The sequence below is a fragment of the Lunatibacter salilacus genome, from assembly GCF_009797935.1.
Lineage (GTDB): Bacteria > Bacteroidota > Bacteroidia > Cytophagales > Cyclobacteriaceae > Lunatibacter > Lunatibacter salilacus.
In genome coordinates, this window is record NZ_VOLC01000025.1 from 1 (window position 1) to 16308 (window position 16308).

General features: G+C 40.1%; 14 protein-coding genes and 1 pseudogene. 2 read left to right on the forward strand and 13 right to left on the reverse strand.

Annotated features, from left to right (window positions below; translation table 11 throughout):
- Nucleotides 1-232 precede the first annotated feature (232 nt).
- From FQ608_RS24320 to FQ608_RS24360, 9 genes are all read right to left on the reverse strand, one after another.
- Nucleotides 233-454 (reverse strand): heavy-metal-associated domain-containing protein, encoded by a 222-nt coding sequence (locus FQ608_RS24320; RefSeq protein ID WP_158861102.1) that lies wholly within the window; start codon nucleotides 452-454, stop codon nucleotides 233-235.
- Between the two features lie 128 nt (nucleotides 455-582).
- Entirely contained in the window at nucleotides 583-2010 is a 1428-nt protein-coding gene (locus FQ608_RS24325; RefSeq protein WP_158861103.1) for an MFS transporter, read from the reverse strand.
- Nucleotides 2011-2219: 209 nt separating this feature from the next.
- Complete coding sequence (locus tag FQ608_RS24330; protein WP_158861104.1) at nucleotides 2220-3569, reverse strand: TolC family protein; 1350 nt, start codon at nucleotides 3567-3569, stop codon at nucleotides 2220-2222.
- 29 nt (nucleotides 3570-3598) lie between these two features.
- Nucleotides 3599-6697, reverse strand: a complete 3099-nt coding sequence (locus tag FQ608_RS24335; RefSeq protein WP_158861105.1) for an efflux RND transporter permease subunit — start codon at nucleotides 6695-6697, stop codon at nucleotides 3599-3601.
- 21 nt (nucleotides 6698-6718) lie between these two features.
- A complete protein-coding gene (locus tag FQ608_RS24340; RefSeq protein WP_158861106.1) occupies nucleotides 6719-7789 on the reverse strand; it encodes an efflux RND transporter periplasmic adaptor subunit in 1071 nt (356 codons plus the stop codon).
- A 614-nt stretch (nucleotides 7790-8403) separates the two neighbouring features.
- The gene (locus tag FQ608_RS24345) at nucleotides 8404-8952 is read right to left on the reverse strand and encodes a helix-turn-helix domain-containing protein (protein ID WP_158861107.1); all 549 of its coding nucleotides are present in this window, start codon (nucleotides 8950-8952) and stop codon (nucleotides 8404-8406) included.
- Nucleotides 8953-9273: 321 nt separating this feature from the next.
- Nucleotides 9274-9516 carry a heavy-metal-associated domain-containing protein gene (locus FQ608_RS24350; RefSeq protein ID WP_158861108.1) on the reverse strand — a complete coding sequence of 81 codons (243 nt, stop codon included), beginning with the start codon at nucleotides 9514-9516 and terminating at the stop codon, nucleotides 9274-9276.
- A 152-nt stretch (nucleotides 9517-9668) separates the two neighbouring features.
- A complete protein-coding gene (locus FQ608_RS24355) occupies nucleotides 9669-12086 on the reverse strand; it encodes a heavy metal translocating P-type ATPase (protein WP_158861109.1) in 2418 nt (805 codons plus the stop codon).
- 87 nt (nucleotides 12087-12173) lie between these two features.
- A complete protein-coding gene (locus FQ608_RS24360) occupies nucleotides 12174-12737 on the reverse strand; it encodes a helix-turn-helix domain-containing protein (RefSeq protein ID WP_158861110.1) in 564 nt (187 codons plus the stop codon).
- A gap of 1152 nt (nucleotides 12738-13889) precedes the next feature.
- Here FQ608_RS24360 and FQ608_RS24365 point away from each other — a divergent pair.
- Together FQ608_RS24365 and FQ608_RS24370 are read left to right on the forward strand one after the other, a co-directional pair.
- Complete coding sequence (locus tag FQ608_RS24365) at nucleotides 13890-14177, forward strand: hypothetical protein (RefSeq protein ID WP_158861111.1); 288 nt, start codon at nucleotides 13890-13892, stop codon at nucleotides 14175-14177.
- Between the two features lie 97 nt (nucleotides 14178-14274).
- Nucleotides 14275-14475, forward strand: a pseudogene (locus FQ608_RS24370) (JAB domain-containing protein).
- A 41-nt stretch (nucleotides 14476-14516) separates the two neighbouring features.
- On the opposite strand, the gene FQ608_RS27850 reads toward FQ608_RS24370, so the two are convergent.
- From FQ608_RS27850 to FQ608_RS27660, 4 genes are all read right to left on the reverse strand, one after another.
- The gene (locus tag FQ608_RS27850) at nucleotides 14517-14675 is read right to left on the reverse strand and encodes a transposase domain-containing protein (protein ID WP_158861112.1); all 159 of its coding nucleotides are present in this window, start codon (nucleotides 14673-14675) and stop codon (nucleotides 14517-14519) included.
- Between the two features lie 142 nt (nucleotides 14676-14817).
- Entirely contained in the window at nucleotides 14818-15027 is a 210-nt protein-coding gene (locus FQ608_RS24380) for a hypothetical protein (RefSeq protein ID WP_158861113.1), read from the reverse strand.
- A 16-nt stretch (nucleotides 15028-15043) separates the two neighbouring features.
- The gene (locus tag FQ608_RS24385) at nucleotides 15044-15769 is read right to left on the reverse strand and encodes an alkaline phosphatase family protein (protein ID WP_234364376.1); all 726 of its coding nucleotides are present in this window, start codon (nucleotides 15767-15769) and stop codon (nucleotides 15044-15046) included.
- Nucleotides 15678-16079: a sulfatase-like hydrolase/transferase gene (locus tag FQ608_RS27660; RefSeq protein ID WP_234364377.1), complete on the reverse strand. Its 402-nt coding sequence runs from the start codon at nucleotides 16077-16079 to the stop codon at nucleotides 15678-15680. The genes FQ608_RS24385 and FQ608_RS27660 overlap by 92 nt, the downstream gene beginning before the upstream one ends.
- Nucleotides 16080-16308: the final 229 nt, after the last annotated feature.

The following is a 16308-nucleotide window of genomic DNA, read 5'->3' on the forward strand; positions in this document are numbered from 1 at the left end:
CGTCATGCTCGATTTCATGTGTTTATAATTGTTTTTTAATGGCCACATGGAATCTCGCAATTATAATCATCCCTCCGTGCGTCGCCTGCGTCATGCTCGATTTCATATGTTTATAATTGTTTTTAATTGGTCATAACCTGTCCCGTACTGAAGGTCGGGATGGAATCTCGCATGTCCTATAATCATCTCTATGTGAGTCGATCTCGTCATGCTCGATTTCATGTCCATTATTTTAAGAATTTAAAGGTTCTATTTTAAAGCCTGCCTTTAGAACAGCTTCTATAACTTCCTGTTGACTAATCCCTTCCGGCTTTACGGTAAGGACTTTATTCTTATTAGTGGTATCTACTTCCCAATGACAAATGCCTTCGGCGTCGTTAAGAAAAGGGGTTACTGTTGCTACGCAACTACTGCAATTGATGTTAGTCTTGAATTGAAAATTTTGATCTTCCATGTTAATTTAATTTTGATTTAATTTATGTTACAAAGTTGCTCACAATAGCATTATTTTTTTTACGGTATTTTAAGTTTAGTTTGTAAGATTTACTGAAAACCTAGATATCATTACCGTTTATAATTATATTATTGTTTAAGCGTTTTGATAGAAAAAGCAGCGACAATTGCTGCAATGGCAGAAACACCCGCTGCGGCTAAAAACGCAGTTTGGAAACCTGAATTTAATGCGATCATATCAGATACACCTGAAATTTTCACCATGTTGGTTTTTGCTGCAGAAATAGCTACAATAATGGCCAGGCCCAAAGCTGAGCCGACTTGATAGCTGGTATTCACCAAGCCGGAAGCAAGCCCCGTTTCTTCGGGTTTAGCTCCGGACATGGAAGCAATCGTACCCGGAATATAGGCTAAAGACATACCGATTGCTCCCAATAAAGAGGCTGGTAATACGTTCACCAAAAACGTTCCATCAGTAGGGATGGTGCTAAACAAAAGTAATGAAGCAGTAAGTGCTAGTAATCCTGCTATGAGATTTGCTTTAAAACCAAAACTTGCTACCAGCTTGCCCGTAACACCCACCATCAAAAACATTATAGCAATAGTCATTGGCAGTAATGCCAACCCACTGTTGAAAGCAGAATAATTAAGCGTCTGCTGTAGGTAAAGGTTTAGGAAAAACCACAAGGGTATCCATGATGCAGCCATTAAAGCCATTACTAGGTTACCCGAGGAAAGATTGGGTACCTTGAAGATTGTTAAGGGCACAAGTGGCTCATTTCTCTGCTTCTGGATGACAAAGAAGATAATTGACAGTATAAGGGATAGACCTAGCAACCCAACAGTTTGCAGCGATTTCCATCCTGCACTCTCAGCCGATACGATTGCATATACCGCCATCACCAATGCTGCTGTCGCGAAAATGGCACCTGCAACATCCACCTTCCCTTTTTGAGTACTGCCTTTGAGCAGCAGGCTTCGGCTATAAAACAGCACTGCAAGTCCTACAGGAATGTTTATAAGGAATACCCAATGCCAGGAAAGCCATTCAGTAATGGCACCTCCCAGGAAAACTCCGGCAGAACCGCCAGCGGCGGCAGAAGCACCCCAAAATCCGAACGCCTTATTGAGTTCTTTAGGGTCGGTGAACTTGGAGAGCAATAAAGTAAGTGCTGCCGGGGCAATTAGGGCAGAACCCAATCCTTGCAGTGCCCTACCCATATTGAGTGCTGCTTCTGACCAAGCTACGCCTGCCAAAAGTGATGCGGCTGAAAGGATGGCAAAGCCCCACATAAAAACCTTGCGGGCACCGAATAAATCCGACAATCGCCCACCAAGTAGCAGAAAGCCACCAAACGAGATCACGTATGCATTAAAAATCCATTGTAAGCCGCTTTGCGAATAGCCGAGGTCTGCTTTTATTGCCGGAAGGGCTACCCCAATAATGGAGGTGTCCATAATCACCATAAACTGTGCAGTACAGAGTAGGAAAAGTGCCGACCATCGTTTACTGTACGGAGCTGGTTTTTCTATTTGTTGTTTACTTATATTTTTCATGTGTCTATAATTGTTTTTCAGTTGTCACATGGAATCTCGCATGGCGGATAGTCATCCCAGTGTGTGTCGCTTGCGTCATGCTCGATTTCATCTGTTTATAATTGTTTTTTAATGGTCAGATGGAATCTCGCATGGATTATAATCATCCCAGTGTGTGAGGAGTTTCGTCATGCTCGATTTCATGATTTCATTAAATTTTCAGAGTATGACTAAAGGTTTAACAGTCCAAGAGCATGTTGTAGCTCTAAGTGGAGAATTCGAAGATTATATATAGCATTCAGGTAGTTTATCTTGGCTTGTGTCAAAGCCAATTCGGCATCTGTTAATTCAAGCCTAGAGCCCAAACCATTTTTGAACCGGTCATCCATCATAAGGTGGTTCAATTCTGCCGATTGAACTGTTGCCACCTGGATATCCAATTGAGTATTGGCTTCCTTCCATTTGCTTAAAATGGTGGTCAATTCCGTTTTAACTTCGTCTTTTAAACTCTTTAGTCGGATATCTTCTTGCTCAGCTTTAATTTTTGCTTGACTGATTTGAGATTGGGTACGGTTGCCGTTAAAGATGGGCAGGGTCAATTGAAGCCCTAAAAAAGAGGTTCTTGGCAAAGTATATTGCCCAAATCTCATGTCATCTGCCTGTGCCTGTACTTGATATTGTCCAATCAGTGAGAGCTGCGGCAACAACATTGCTTGTGTAGCTTTTAATTTTCTTTGCTGAAGCTCAATATATAACTGTTGAATATTCAAATCTTTTCGATTTGCTTCAGCAATTTGAAATGCTTCCTCAGCTAGGTAATTCACACCTTTGCTTCCTTCAATACCGAATTCCAGATTGTCAGTCAATTCCAATTCAGCTGGGTCTTCCAATCCGATAACTCTTTTTAATTCAAAGCCTGAGACCTCCACATTATTTTTTAAATAAGAAACAGAGGACTTTAAATTTTCCACTGCAATAAAACTTCTCAAGGTATCAGATTTCAAACCTCTTCCCTGTGCCAATAAGAACCGGGAATCTTGAAGTGCTTTGATGTTCCGTTGCAAACTTTGATCAAGTACACCGAGCTGGCTATTCATCATCAGTATCTCCAAATACCGGGTAGAAACGAGAAGAGCCACACGACTATGGAGATCAATCGTTTTTTCTTTCTCGATTTTTTCATTTATTCCTGCCGCATTTGTCTGATGCCGAAGACTTGGTGCAAGGATGGGCTGGATTAAGGACAGATATGCGTTATAAGCATTTTTTCCGCCAACAGCGAGATCCTGTACTGGCCTTTCCGATCCAGCAAATGAACCTGGTAGAAAAATTGCCTGCCTATCAAAATAATAGGAATAGCCTACGTTTCCTGATATACTGGGCAGTAAACTGCTCTTAGTTTCCCGGGTCATTTCTTTGGCATATATTTCTTCCAAAATCTGCACCTGCAATTCTTTATTTCCCTGTTTAGCCATTTCCAAAGCATCTTTGAGGGACAGCGCTTTTTTCTGTGCATGCACTACATTTAGACTGCTTGTCAACAGCAATACCGCAACTATATTTAAAATATTAGTTTTCATTTTATTTTCTTTGAGATTTAAAATTAGAATTATGCTACAGGAAGGAGTTCGGTTTCGGTATCTTCTTCCGTTATCACTTTCTCAGCTTTTTTGCTGGATAAATAAGAGTAAACAGCGGGGATAATGAACAGTGTCAATATTCCTGAAAAAACCAATCCTCCTACAATTACAATCCCTAATGACTGGCGGCTATTTGCAGTAAGCGCAATGGGTAAGGCTCCGAATATCATCGCCAACGAGGTCATTAAAATAGGACGGAAACGTTGCTCTGCCGCCTGTATGACTGCATCCCGTTTTGAAAGTCCTGTATTTTTAAGATGGTTGGCGAATTCAACGATCAATATCCCGTTTTTGGTAATTAACCCTATCAGTGTAATAATCCCGATCTGGCTGAACACATTTAAACTCTGACCAAACCACGACAGGCTGAGAATAGCACCGGTTATTGCCATAGGAACCGTGAGCATAATAGTGAGTGGATCAAGCAAGTTTCCGAACTGGGCGGCCAAAATCATATAAATAAGCAACAAGGCAAGGACTAGGGTAAAGGTGATATTGCCCTGGCTTTCTGTATAATCTCTCGACTGGCCAGCTAACGAAGCTTTGAAAATTTCCCCCAGCACTTCTTTCTTTATCATTTCGATTTCCTGAATCCCTTCGGCAAGGCTCACTCCGGGAGCCATTGCTGCGGAAACGGTGGCTGAGGTGTATTGGTCATATCGGTATATAGCGGCAGGACTTACAGATTCCTCTGTTGTTATCAGGTTGCTTAATGGAATCATATTTCCAGATGCCGAACGAACATAGATCGCACTTAAATCACTTTTATCGTTTCTATGTTCTCGGTCTAACTGCCCAATCACTTCGTACTGACGATCCTCCCGCAAGAAATATCCGTATCGCTGTCCGGAGAAAGAGAGTTGCAAGGTGTGAGCTACTTCCTCCATTGAAACCCCCATCATGGCAGCTTTCTGACGATCGATATTTATTTTTACCTCTGGTTTATTAATTTTAAGGTCGGCATCAACAAACATCAATTTTTTGCTTTGGCGTGCCGCGGCCAAAAATTTTGGAAGCACTGCCGTCAGACTGTCAAGATTTTGCGATTGCAACACAAATTGGATTGGCATACCACCACCATAGCGGCTGCCAATAGTAGGTGGCAGGTAGGGAAACAAAAGGAATCCCCTGAATTGCCCTGATGCAGCTCCATATTGGTTGTAGAGGTCCTGAACGCTGTGCTTTCTTTCTTTTGGATCCTTGAGATAGATGCTCTGTACAGCAACATTCACAGGTGCCGGAGCGGGGATAAAGGAAATTGCAACCATCGAATAGGTTTGATACAGCCCATCGGTTGAGTCATTCACATATTTCCCAACCTCGATCATGTGTTTTTTCATATAGTCGAAAGAAACACCTTCGGGAGCAACGGCGATGAGGTTCATGTTTGAACGATCTTCTATTGGTGCCAATTCGGAAGGAAGACCTTTGCCTACAAAATAAATGAGTGCTGTAGTACCTGCCAAAAAAACCCAGGCTAACCATCTGGCCTTCATAAATGTGGTAAGCAAACGAGCATAACCATTATTTAAACTGAGGAAAAAGGGCTCAGTAACTCTGTAAAACCAACTTGGTTTTTCCTTTTTCTTTAGAAAATAAGCACTCAACATTGGTGTGAGTGTCAATGCCACAAAAGCGGATATCATCACAGAACCCGATACCACAATGGCGAACTCTTTGAAAAGCTGTCCGCTGATACCTCCCATGAATACAATCGGAAGAAAGACGGCAGCCAGCGTTATAGTAGTCGAAATAACCGCAAAATAGATTTCTTTCGATCCTTTGAATGCAGCTTGGATGGGCGTCATTCCCTCTTCAATCTTTTTGTAAATATTTTCAAGTACGACTATGGCATCGTCCACTACCAGTCCTATGGCAAGCACCAATCCTAAAAGGGTAAGTATGTTGATGGAAAATCCAGCCACATACATGATGAAAAATGCGGAAAGTATGGATACTGGAATAGCCAAAACCGGAATAATGGTAGACCGCCAATCCCTTAGAAACAGAAAAATGATTAATACAACCAGTCCGAAGGCGATGAACAGGGTTTCTTCTACCTCTTTGATAGATTCCCTAACAGAATTGGTATAGTCGAAGCCGATAATCAAACGGTATTCAGACGGGACTTCTTTGCGAAGCTCATCCAACCTTTTGTAAAATTCATCCACTACTTCAATGGCGTTCGCACCACGCTGTATCTGAATGGCCACCCCAACACCAACACGGTTCAGATTACCGGTTTCGTTGATAATGGCGGTACGTTCGTTCACTTCTCCCAACTCCGCCGAGCCAATATCTTTGAGGCGAATTACAGTATTGCCTACTTGCTTGATAAGCATATCCTCAAAATCATTTACCGAGGTAAGGCGGCCCATCGTACGGATACTCAGCTCGCTGTTGCTTCCTTCTATCCTACCAGCAGGTAAATCAATGTTCTCCCTATTTAAAGCTTGACGAATGTCTGCGGGAGTTAATTGATAGGAAGCCAGCTTTGAAGGATCAAATCGAAGGCGCATGGCGTATTTGTGTTCTCCTACAATGGCTACGTTACTGATCCCAGGGATGGACTGCATTTTGTCCTTGATAGTGGTCGATGCAAGATGACTTACTTCCTTTATGTCTTTGGTATCGCTTTCTACTTCCAGAAATGCTACCAGATTATCCGGTGAAGACGCCTTTTGCACAATTGGCGGATCAACATCAGCAGGAAGTTGTTTGCGGGATTTGGCTACTTTATCCCTGACATCATTCAATGCATCCTCGAGGTCCACCTCACGGTTAAACTCTATTGAAATAATACTAACCTGTTCTCTGGATTCAGAAGAAATGGTACGTATTCCGCTTGCTTCCGCGATAGATTCTTCCATAGGCCGCGTAAGCTTTGAGGCAATTACGTCCGGGCTTGCTCCGGGATAGAAAGTAATTACCGAAATCACGGGGGGTTCTGTTAACGGAAATTCGCGAACACCTAATTGTTTCCATCCTACTATTCCTAAAATAATAAGCAGGAGAGAAAATACTCCGGCCAAAACCGGTTTTTTAATACTTAAAGATGAAATACTCATAATGGCTAGATTTTAGGTTAATTAGTTGGAAATTAACGCCTTGACGGGAGTACCATCTCCTAAGCGCAACATGTTTGAAACAATGAGACTGTCGTTGGTTGTAATGCCAGTTGTGATGATCGCATCCGTTTCTGTCCTGTTGCTTATGGTTACTCCCACTGGTTTCGCCATTCCATTTTTTATGACAAAAACAGTATAACCCTTATCACTTGGAGCAAGGGCCTCGGTTGGCACCAATATTCCTTTTGCGCCTTTATGTGAAACACGGAAATAGACTTTTGCAGAAAGACCTGCACGAAACTGACCGTCAGTATTATTTGTAATTGCCTGAACCTGCAAGCTCCTGCCTTGAACGTCAAGGCCCGGTTCGGTAGCACTGATCGTTGCCGTGTACTCTTGGTCAGACAATTCGGAAGTAAACCTGATTTTATCACCTGTCTGTATCAAAGGCAGGTATTTTTCCGGAACAGAGAAATTGATTTTGATACTACTTTGATCTTGCAGCATCACCAGCTCTGCCCCTGGGGTAACATAGGCCCCTTGAAATACTTTTGAAATTCCGATTTCTCCTGAAAATGGAGCCCGAATTACCGTCTTGGCCAGTTCCACATGAAGCACTTCTTGCTGTGCTTCTAAGGAGCGGAAACGCATTAACGCTTCATCGTATTCCCGCTGCCTGACGGTTTCGGTTTTTAAGAGATTACCCATCCGTTCTTTGTTCAGCTCCGCCAGCTCCAGTTCAGCATCCACCTGTTTTAATCGGGATTTGATGTCACCGTCATTCAGTGTGTAAAGCACAGCTCCCTGAGTAACATAGTTGCCATCTTCAAAGGCTACCTGGGTAATCTTTTGAGGAAGTTCGCTGACAATGGACACTTCCCGATTAGAAGTCATTGTTCCCACAACAGCTTCTTCATGATTGAGCTGTTGTTCCTGTGCGATGATAATGTCTACCGGCAATCTGCTGGCATCTGCGTTAGCTGTTGGGGTTTCTCCTGTTGACTTTTCCGGCTTGGTCTCACAAGCAATCAATAAGATGCCCACTAGTGGAATTAAAATTCCCAACCTTTGTGTTTTTGATTTAAATAACATAGTCTTATGTTTAATGATGTAACAAACAATTAAATTTATAGCACAAAGATAGAGGTGGGGTTTGCTGTCTTTTTGATGATATTACAGGGAAGAGTTATGATATTTACTTTTTGTTATTTGTTATTTTTCAGTTTAAGTAAATACGACTTCAGGAATGTTAATAAAACAATATATTTATTTGTTATTTGAAATTATACGGTGTTAGAGCTACATGATTAAAAAAGTGACATCCTGGTCTCATAAAGGACAAGATTTCGCTTTATGATTATATTAAAAAGACTATGCGAAATACGTCTAAGGAATACATTACAATGGAATTAAATGATTCAGATAAATTTTCTTAATCCGCACACCGCAATACAAAAAGTGAAAAAACGATAACATGCATGTGCATCACCAACCGTGAATAAATCCTACCCAAACGGATTTTATATATAGACTGGTTCATTTTTCAAAAAGTTAAGCTGGCTTACAGCTAGTTTGTAGTTAAATAAGACACACAAATAATGACTTAGCGATATACTATTGAATCAATTTTTGGGCAATCTAAAACATTTGTCTTATAACTTATCTAGCCCATTGTACTTTGGATTTCGTACCCGGATAAAATATTTTTAGATCTTTTGTAGGTGCCTTGTTCGTTTATAATAGGAAGAAGTAAGGCCGGTGTACTTTTTTAACTGATTGGATAAGTAGGCGGGACTGCTGTAGCCTAAAGCGTAAGCAATATCTGACAGCGATTGATCCGTATAGACCAAAAACTCTTTTACTTTCTCAATCTTCTTTGAAATGATAAATTTTTCGAGGGTGTATCCCTCTAAAGATGAGAACAGGGAACTTAACGAATCATAGTCTTTCCGCAATTCGTTACTGATAAGTGTCGAAAATTTGACCGTTTCGCCAGTATTCAGTTGTTCATTAATACCTCTTTCAACTGCGCTTTTAATCTGGTCAATAATCTTTTGATTCTTGCTGTATAATAAATCGAAGCCGATTGTTTGTAACTTAGCTCTAATAACATGCTCTTCAAAAATTATATCCATTTCTTTCAGAATTACCTCACCTAATCGTATTTCGGTAATTTCCAGACCAAGTTTTGGCAGCTCTTCAGATAGAACGTAAATGCACCTATCGCATACCATTCCTTTGATTAATAGTTTCATGTGTTTATAATCGTTTTTTAAAGGTCACATGGAATCTCGCAATTTTAATCATCCCTCCGTGCGTCGCCTGCGTCATGCTCGATTTCAACGTTTAAAATGATTATTGAGAATTCATGATATTATAAAGCTAAAAGTCTGATTTTGTTGACATTAAAATGTTACGTTATACTTTATTGCTGTTAAGCTGATAATTAACTTTTGTTTTGTTTTAGCGATTGATAGTCAGCTCATTCGGAATATCGGTCAGGAACAAAAATTTCAGGGATAATACGCACCGTAGTGATTATGCGCTATCCCTGAAATTTGGTTAAATTTTTAACCTCAGCAGCAGCTTGTTGAGGAGCACGAAGAACTAATAGTGTTATTGTTTTCAACTTTATAACCAGCTTTTACAATAGCTTCTATCATCTCCTCTTTTACTTCATCTCTTTCAAAAGAAACGGATAATTTTCCCGCTTCTAATTTTTCAATTATTACGCCATCAATATCTTTAATTGCGCCGTTAACTCTAGCCTGGCAGTGCGCACTCTGCATTCCTGGAATACTCAATTCTACATTTTTCATATTAAATTATTTTTTTTTGTTTAACAAAGTTCCTGATTGTCCTGCTGTTATTAGTTACCATATTCCCTACTTGATTTATAATATTTACTGGTTGTGAAGCAAAACTCGATTACTGTTTAATTTGTGTTACAAAATTTCCAGTACTTTTGAGTTTATTTCTTCCATTTCAATCTTAAACTATTACTTACTACACTTACACTACTTAACGCCATTGCAGCTCCGGCTATCATTGGGTTCAGTAAAAATCCATTGATCGGAAACAGTACGCCGGCAGCAAGAGGAATACCGATAAGATTATAGATAAATGCCCAGAACAGGTTTTGTTTGATTGTGGATACGGTCTGTTTAGACAGGCGTATAGCTTGAGGTATCTTGGTGAGATCGGACGAAATAATGGTCATTTTGGCCACATCCATAGCAATGTCGCTACCTTTACCCATTGCGATACTCACATCGGCTGTTGCCAGGGCTGTACTGTCATTAATTCCGTCTCCTACCATCGCCACAATTTTACCTTGCTTTTGAAGCTCTTTTACAAAATCGGCTTTATGTTGTGGCAATACTTCCGCTTTGTAATGCAGGATCCCGGTTTGTTCTGCGATTGCTTTTGCTGTGGCTTCGTTATCCCCCGTCAGCATATACAATTCAATGCCCATATCCTGCATTTCTTTAATTGCCTGAACAGATGTTTCTTTAATTTTATCAGAAATAGCAATTACAGAAAGTGCCTGTTGGCTGTTTGAAAACCAGATAACCGTTTTGGATTGCTTTCCCCATTCATCGGCCTGTTGTTGCAATTGATCCGCAATAGCAATGTTGTTCTCCGCCAACAGCTTTTTATTACCTACAAAATAGGTTTCACTATTGTGATCTGCTTTTGCTCCTTTACCCGTAATACTATCAAACCCTGATAAGGTTGTGGTTGTAACCCCTTCCAAATTTTTTACTACAGCTTCCGCCAATGGGTGTTCCGATTGTTTTTCAATACTTAATAATATATCCTTTGTGGCATCATCATTATTCAGCCATTGTATGCCTGTCACCTGGGGTCTACCCTCAGTAATTGTCCCTGTTTTATCCAATACAATTGCATTTACTTTCTTGGCTAATTCAAGGCTTTCTGCATCTTTAATCAAAATGCCATTTTCGGCACCTTTACCAACTCCTACCATTATAGCCGTTGGTGTTGCTAGCCCCAATGCACATGGACATGCAATAATTAATACTGTAACCGCTGCTAACAATCCCTGTACTACACCGTTATCACCACCAAGAATTAGCCACAAAACAAATGTGAGGATGGCAATTCCAATAACTACCGGAACGAAAATGCCTGCTATTTTATCGACCAGTTTTTGCACGGGGGCCTTACTGCCTTGAGCATCTTGCACCATTTTGATTATTTGGGAAAGCATGGTTTCTTTTCCTACCTTAATCGCTTTGAATTGAAAACTACCCTTTTGATTAATCGTTCCGGCAAATACCTTCTCTCCGTCTTGTTTTAACACAGGAACGGGTTCGCCGCTCAGCATACTTTCATCCACGTATGAATTACCGGAAGTAACCATTCCATCCACAGCAATTTTTTCACCTGGCTTTACCAACAGTACATCGCCTGCGTTTACATCTTCAATAGCTGTTTGTATCTCTGTACCGTCTGGCTGTATTACCATCACGGTTTTGGGTTGCAAACCCATTAATTTTTTAATCGCTGAAGACGTGTTTCCTTTTGCTTTTTCTTCCAATAATTTCCCAAGGAGTATGAATGCGATAATGACAGCCGCAGCTTCAAAATACACGTGAGCATGTAATCCGCGCTGATGCCAGAAATCCATAAAAAGCATATTGAAGACACTAAAAATATAGGCAATTCCGGTACTCAATGCCACCAAAGTATCCATATTAGCGGATCGGTGTTTTGCTTGCTTCCAGGCATTTATAAAGAAGTCTTTACCCAGCCAAAGAATTACAGGCGTGGAAAATGCCCACATGATTTCGTTGGCATACGGAATATCCATGAAAAACATACCGATAGCTACTACAGGTATGGAAAGGATAACTGCCCATAGGGTTTTGTTTTTTAACTTCTTGAATTTTTCTGCATGGATGACCTCCAAAGATTCTTGCTGCCTTGTTTCCTCTACAATGAGTAAATCGTAACCAATGGATTGCAATGCCTTTTGAAATTTGGAAGCATCTGTCATATTGGGAAGGTATTCTACCGTCAGATTGCCTGTTCCATAATTTACTGAAGAACTAACAACCCCCGGTTCATACGACACGATACTCTCTGCGCTGCCTGCACAAGATGCGCAGGTCATCCCCAAAACGGGGAAAGAATTTTTAACTGTAGGTACGCCATACCCAAGGTCTTTGATAGCCGCTACGGCCTTTCCCACTATTTCACTGCCCGTAACGGTAATGGCGGCTCTCCGGTTGTTAATTTCTACTTTGTGGGATTCCACTCCAGCGACCTTCGCCAATCCTTTTTCAACGATTAATGCACAGTGTTCGCTTTCTACATCCTCAAGGGGAATGTAGACTGTTCCTGCATTGTTATTTATAGCCATTTTGAATTGTTTTTTTTACAATACAAAATTGGTTACAATAATGGATAATGTGTTTGTGGAATTATGGGGTTGATTTGTAATATTTACTTACACCTTATCCAAGGGTTTTCTTTTATCTTCACGGATTTGTTTAAAATGACTTGGTGTCAATCCAGTTACTTTTTTGAATTGATTACTCAGATAGGATACACTAGAATAGTTCAATCGGTAGGCGATTTCGCTTAAAGATAACTCATCATAGACCAACAGCTCTTTCACCTTTTCAACCCTTTGGGCAATAAAATATTTTTCTATTGTGGTAGTCTCCACCTCAGAAAATAGGTTAGAAAGATAATTGTAGTCATGATTGAGTTTTTCACTTAAAATGTCAGAAAGATTGGTTTTTGCTTCATTATTTTGATAATGTACTAGATCAATGATAATATTCTTTATCTGCTCTATGATTCTACTTTTTTTATCATCAATTACCTGAAACCCTAAAGGTACTAAAGCTTCTTGCAACGCATCTCTTTCATTGAAAGTGGGCTCATTTTCAAGTGTAACTTCTCCTAATTTAATATTCTTTATCTCTAATCCGAGTTTATTCATTTCATTCTGCACTACCATAATACAACGGTTGCAGACCATATTTTTTATAAATAGTTTGCTCATATTTATTCTCTGTTAACATTATAAATAATTAATTTAGCCATCTAAAAAATATATTCTTTATATGGTTAAGGTGGCTTTTCCGCCACCTTTTGCACTAAGTTTTAAAGATTACATCTTTCATTTTGTGGCGATTGAACCGATATGAGCTCTAGTTGATTTATGGTTAAAGATTTATGACCGGATGATGGGGACCCCTAAGCCAGCCTTTTAATATCATGATCGTCTGGTTCATCTGATCTTTCCCATTTACAAAACTCCTAATTCAAAGAAATAAATTTACAATAAATCTAATGAAATTTACTATTAAAATAAGGGCCAAATGAGTTTTAAAGTTTTGCTTTTATTCTTGAGAAAGTTGGCTAGTGGGTATTCTGGAGGAAAAAGGTTCTTCGTCCTTGTTGGTGAATGGATCATAGTTTGCGAGTACATTTTTTAATAGGTGGTACCCTGCGCTTCCATACATTTTCTGTTGAAGGTTTTTAGCCTATTGACGTTTTCTTCTACTTGTCCATTAAAGATGATTGATACCACAGCTTAGTTTTTCTACTTTAAAGTCCGAATCAATTCCTTTGCAAAACCTTTCAATCCTGATTTCCACAACTCCGCCTTATTTATCCACCCTATTAAGACTGTCTTCTTTTTTTACCACAAGAAGCCGCCCCCTGGGAGCAAAAAATTTTAAATAGGAATTGACTTCCAGAAGTATATCAAGGAACTCAATAGGATGTGACTGTCTGACGAGATTTATTCGGTGCTTAGTGAGAAACTCCCCATGGGATGGGCTTATCATACATTTGGCCCTCGGTAAGCACATTATGAAACGTTTTAAATAATTATCCGAAGATCTTTTCAGGAGGATGGTGTCCAGCCTACAGTAAAATTCATCCTGCCTTCAGCCATTACCAATTTGGCAAAATTATTCTGTTTGGTAAACCATCAGGTTGCAAAAGGATATTTTCTCACAAACCATTCAATCCACATTGTGAAAAGTGCCAAAATCTCTGTCCCTATATAAGTAAACTAAAAATAATGAAATCAGTAGTTAAACTACGGTATAGAAATGCCAGTCCTTGGATTCGGAGTTTATCATTTGTACAGGCAAATTGCGCTACGGAATAGTTTTTGCACTAATCAAGAAAAAATCATAAAGAAATGGATAATAGAGAGAAATTAGAAAAAATGGACCGGGCTTTAAGGCTGTTACAAGACCTTAAACAAAGTCAGGTGGCAATGGTGGAAAAGTCCTCAAAGCTTCAGGTGGACGCCATGGAATTCAATTTTTCAGAAATGGAAAAGAATATGGGCAATTTATTCTCCACTTTTAATGAATCGCTGGATAAGATCAATACCGAATTGGAACGGTTTGAAATCAGAAGGAATCAATTTGAGATGAAGCATGGATTGGATAAAGAAGAAGGGTTAAGTCCAAAAGTGGATTAAGTAGCCAGTTTGAACATATAACATTTAAGAAAAAAGCCTTGAGGTAATTCAGGGCTTTTTTTTCAGATTAATGTCCAATTTTTAATTTCCAGAATTATTGACCACAGCCTTTATTTTCCCATCCGAACTCATCCTGATACACAACCACCCCTCGGGAAACCTTAAACCTTCCGAATAGGATAGAACGCTGACACGAAGATTGGCAGAGGCCGGAAAATATCTGGGGATTTCTGTTCTTGACCCCGTGATATTTGCAAACGAGGGATATTTCAGCTTTGCGTATAAAGGCCATTTATAGGCCCTTATTTGTAAGCGAACGCCCATCCCCCTATTAAAAAATCAGCTTGGGTTCCCCTTGTTATTTTTCCACCTGTGGGGTAGCAGGTCGGAGAACTTGCCTTTATAGGCTCGGTCGTTCATTTTCCTCAGCAAGTCGAGCAGCCAGTCATGTGGGTTAACTCCGTGCTTTTTGCAGGTGGCGAACAGGGAGTATATCATGGCGGAATTCTGTGCTGTTGAGTGGGTGCCCGCATACAGGTACCTGTACCCAGCTCATGGGACAGGTTTATATCCAGGGAGTAGAAAAGATGCTGGAAGATGAACTCCCTCCAATTGTTCTTTTTTTACACATCGAAGATTCTCAATCGAAGACAACTTCCTCATTTTCATTGTTGACCTGAAGCAGTGTGCCATTGGTCTTGTCCACATACAGGTAGGCACCTAGCTTGAAGGGTGCATATTCGGCTCTGTATTCCATAAAAGCTGACAGTAGCAGGTGTCCATCACCGAAACCTTTATGATGCATTGCAATTTTGTAGGCATCAATACCATCCACATCTTCTACTCCCAATACCTTAAGGCGAAATTCAGCCTTTACACTGGTGTGCGCTTACTTGTATTGAATCCACTTTGCGAATATCGACTGCCTCCTTGTATATAGTCCAGGATTGAGGAACTTGCCCATTTTCATGTATTATTTTGTATCCAATAGACGCTCCATTGGTGTTTGATGTGATATTGATCTTACCATTTTCAATTTTCACCAAAGGATCATCTGTTTTTGGTTGTGACTCTTCCCCGCCCCAGAGTTGCGTTATAAGCTCTTTTTCAGATAATTCTGGATCATCACCTATTTCAATAAGCCACCTGTCCATTTCTTGGCTCAACTCCCAGAGCTTATCTTGGTAATTAGGGTTTTCCGCTAAGTTATTGAGTTCATCGGGATCTGCTTTACAGTCATATATCTCTTCTTTGTGTTTGTTTCCCCGAAACCATTGAGATTGAATAGAATCTAATTTATCTGATTCCTTTAACCGAAGTAATTCTTGCATCGTTGGCATCCTTTCACGATAAGACAAAGGGAGATAATATCCTTGATTGGGACGGTAATTACGTATGTATTTAAATTGCTTATCCCTTACCGCCCGAATAGCGTCTGTAACTTCATCAAAACGGTCCGCCGCAGCGTGGATGTATTTTCGTTCCTCTTTGGGCTGATGATCACCTAAAAAGGCCTGTCCCTGCATATACGATTTGGGTGCTACGCCTACCAAGGAAAGTAAGGTAGGTGCAAAATCTACAAAACTGATCATCTTCTGACCCTGCCAATCTCTTATTGGGGAACCTAATAATCATAGGAGTATTCAGGCCGGATTCATAAATCAACCGCTTCTGTCGTGGAAGTGGTCCACCATGATCGCCGTAAAAAATTATTAATGTATTTTCCAATAAATCATCTTTCTCCAATTGCTTCAACACGGCACCCAACTGTCTATCCATTTCTGAAATATTGTTGTACATTTTCCACATATCCCGCTTTACCACTGATGATTTCGGGAGATAAGGAGGAAAAGGAAATTCAGATTGCCTTGAGAGGTGAACATATGAATCCTCCTCACTCATTCTTTCTTCAGCCCACTTAAAGCTGGTATCCCCAGGCAGAACTATAAGTAATAGAACTGCCTTTAGGTTTAAAATGGTAATAAATAAATGTAAATACTAGTATTACCTACGCTTGCTCATTGTTAACATAAATCCGTAATAGCTAAGATAATACCATAATACAGCGGCTCCTATTGAGGTGTAAAACCCAACATCCAAAGGATTAAAAGAGCCGTACGATCCGAAGGCC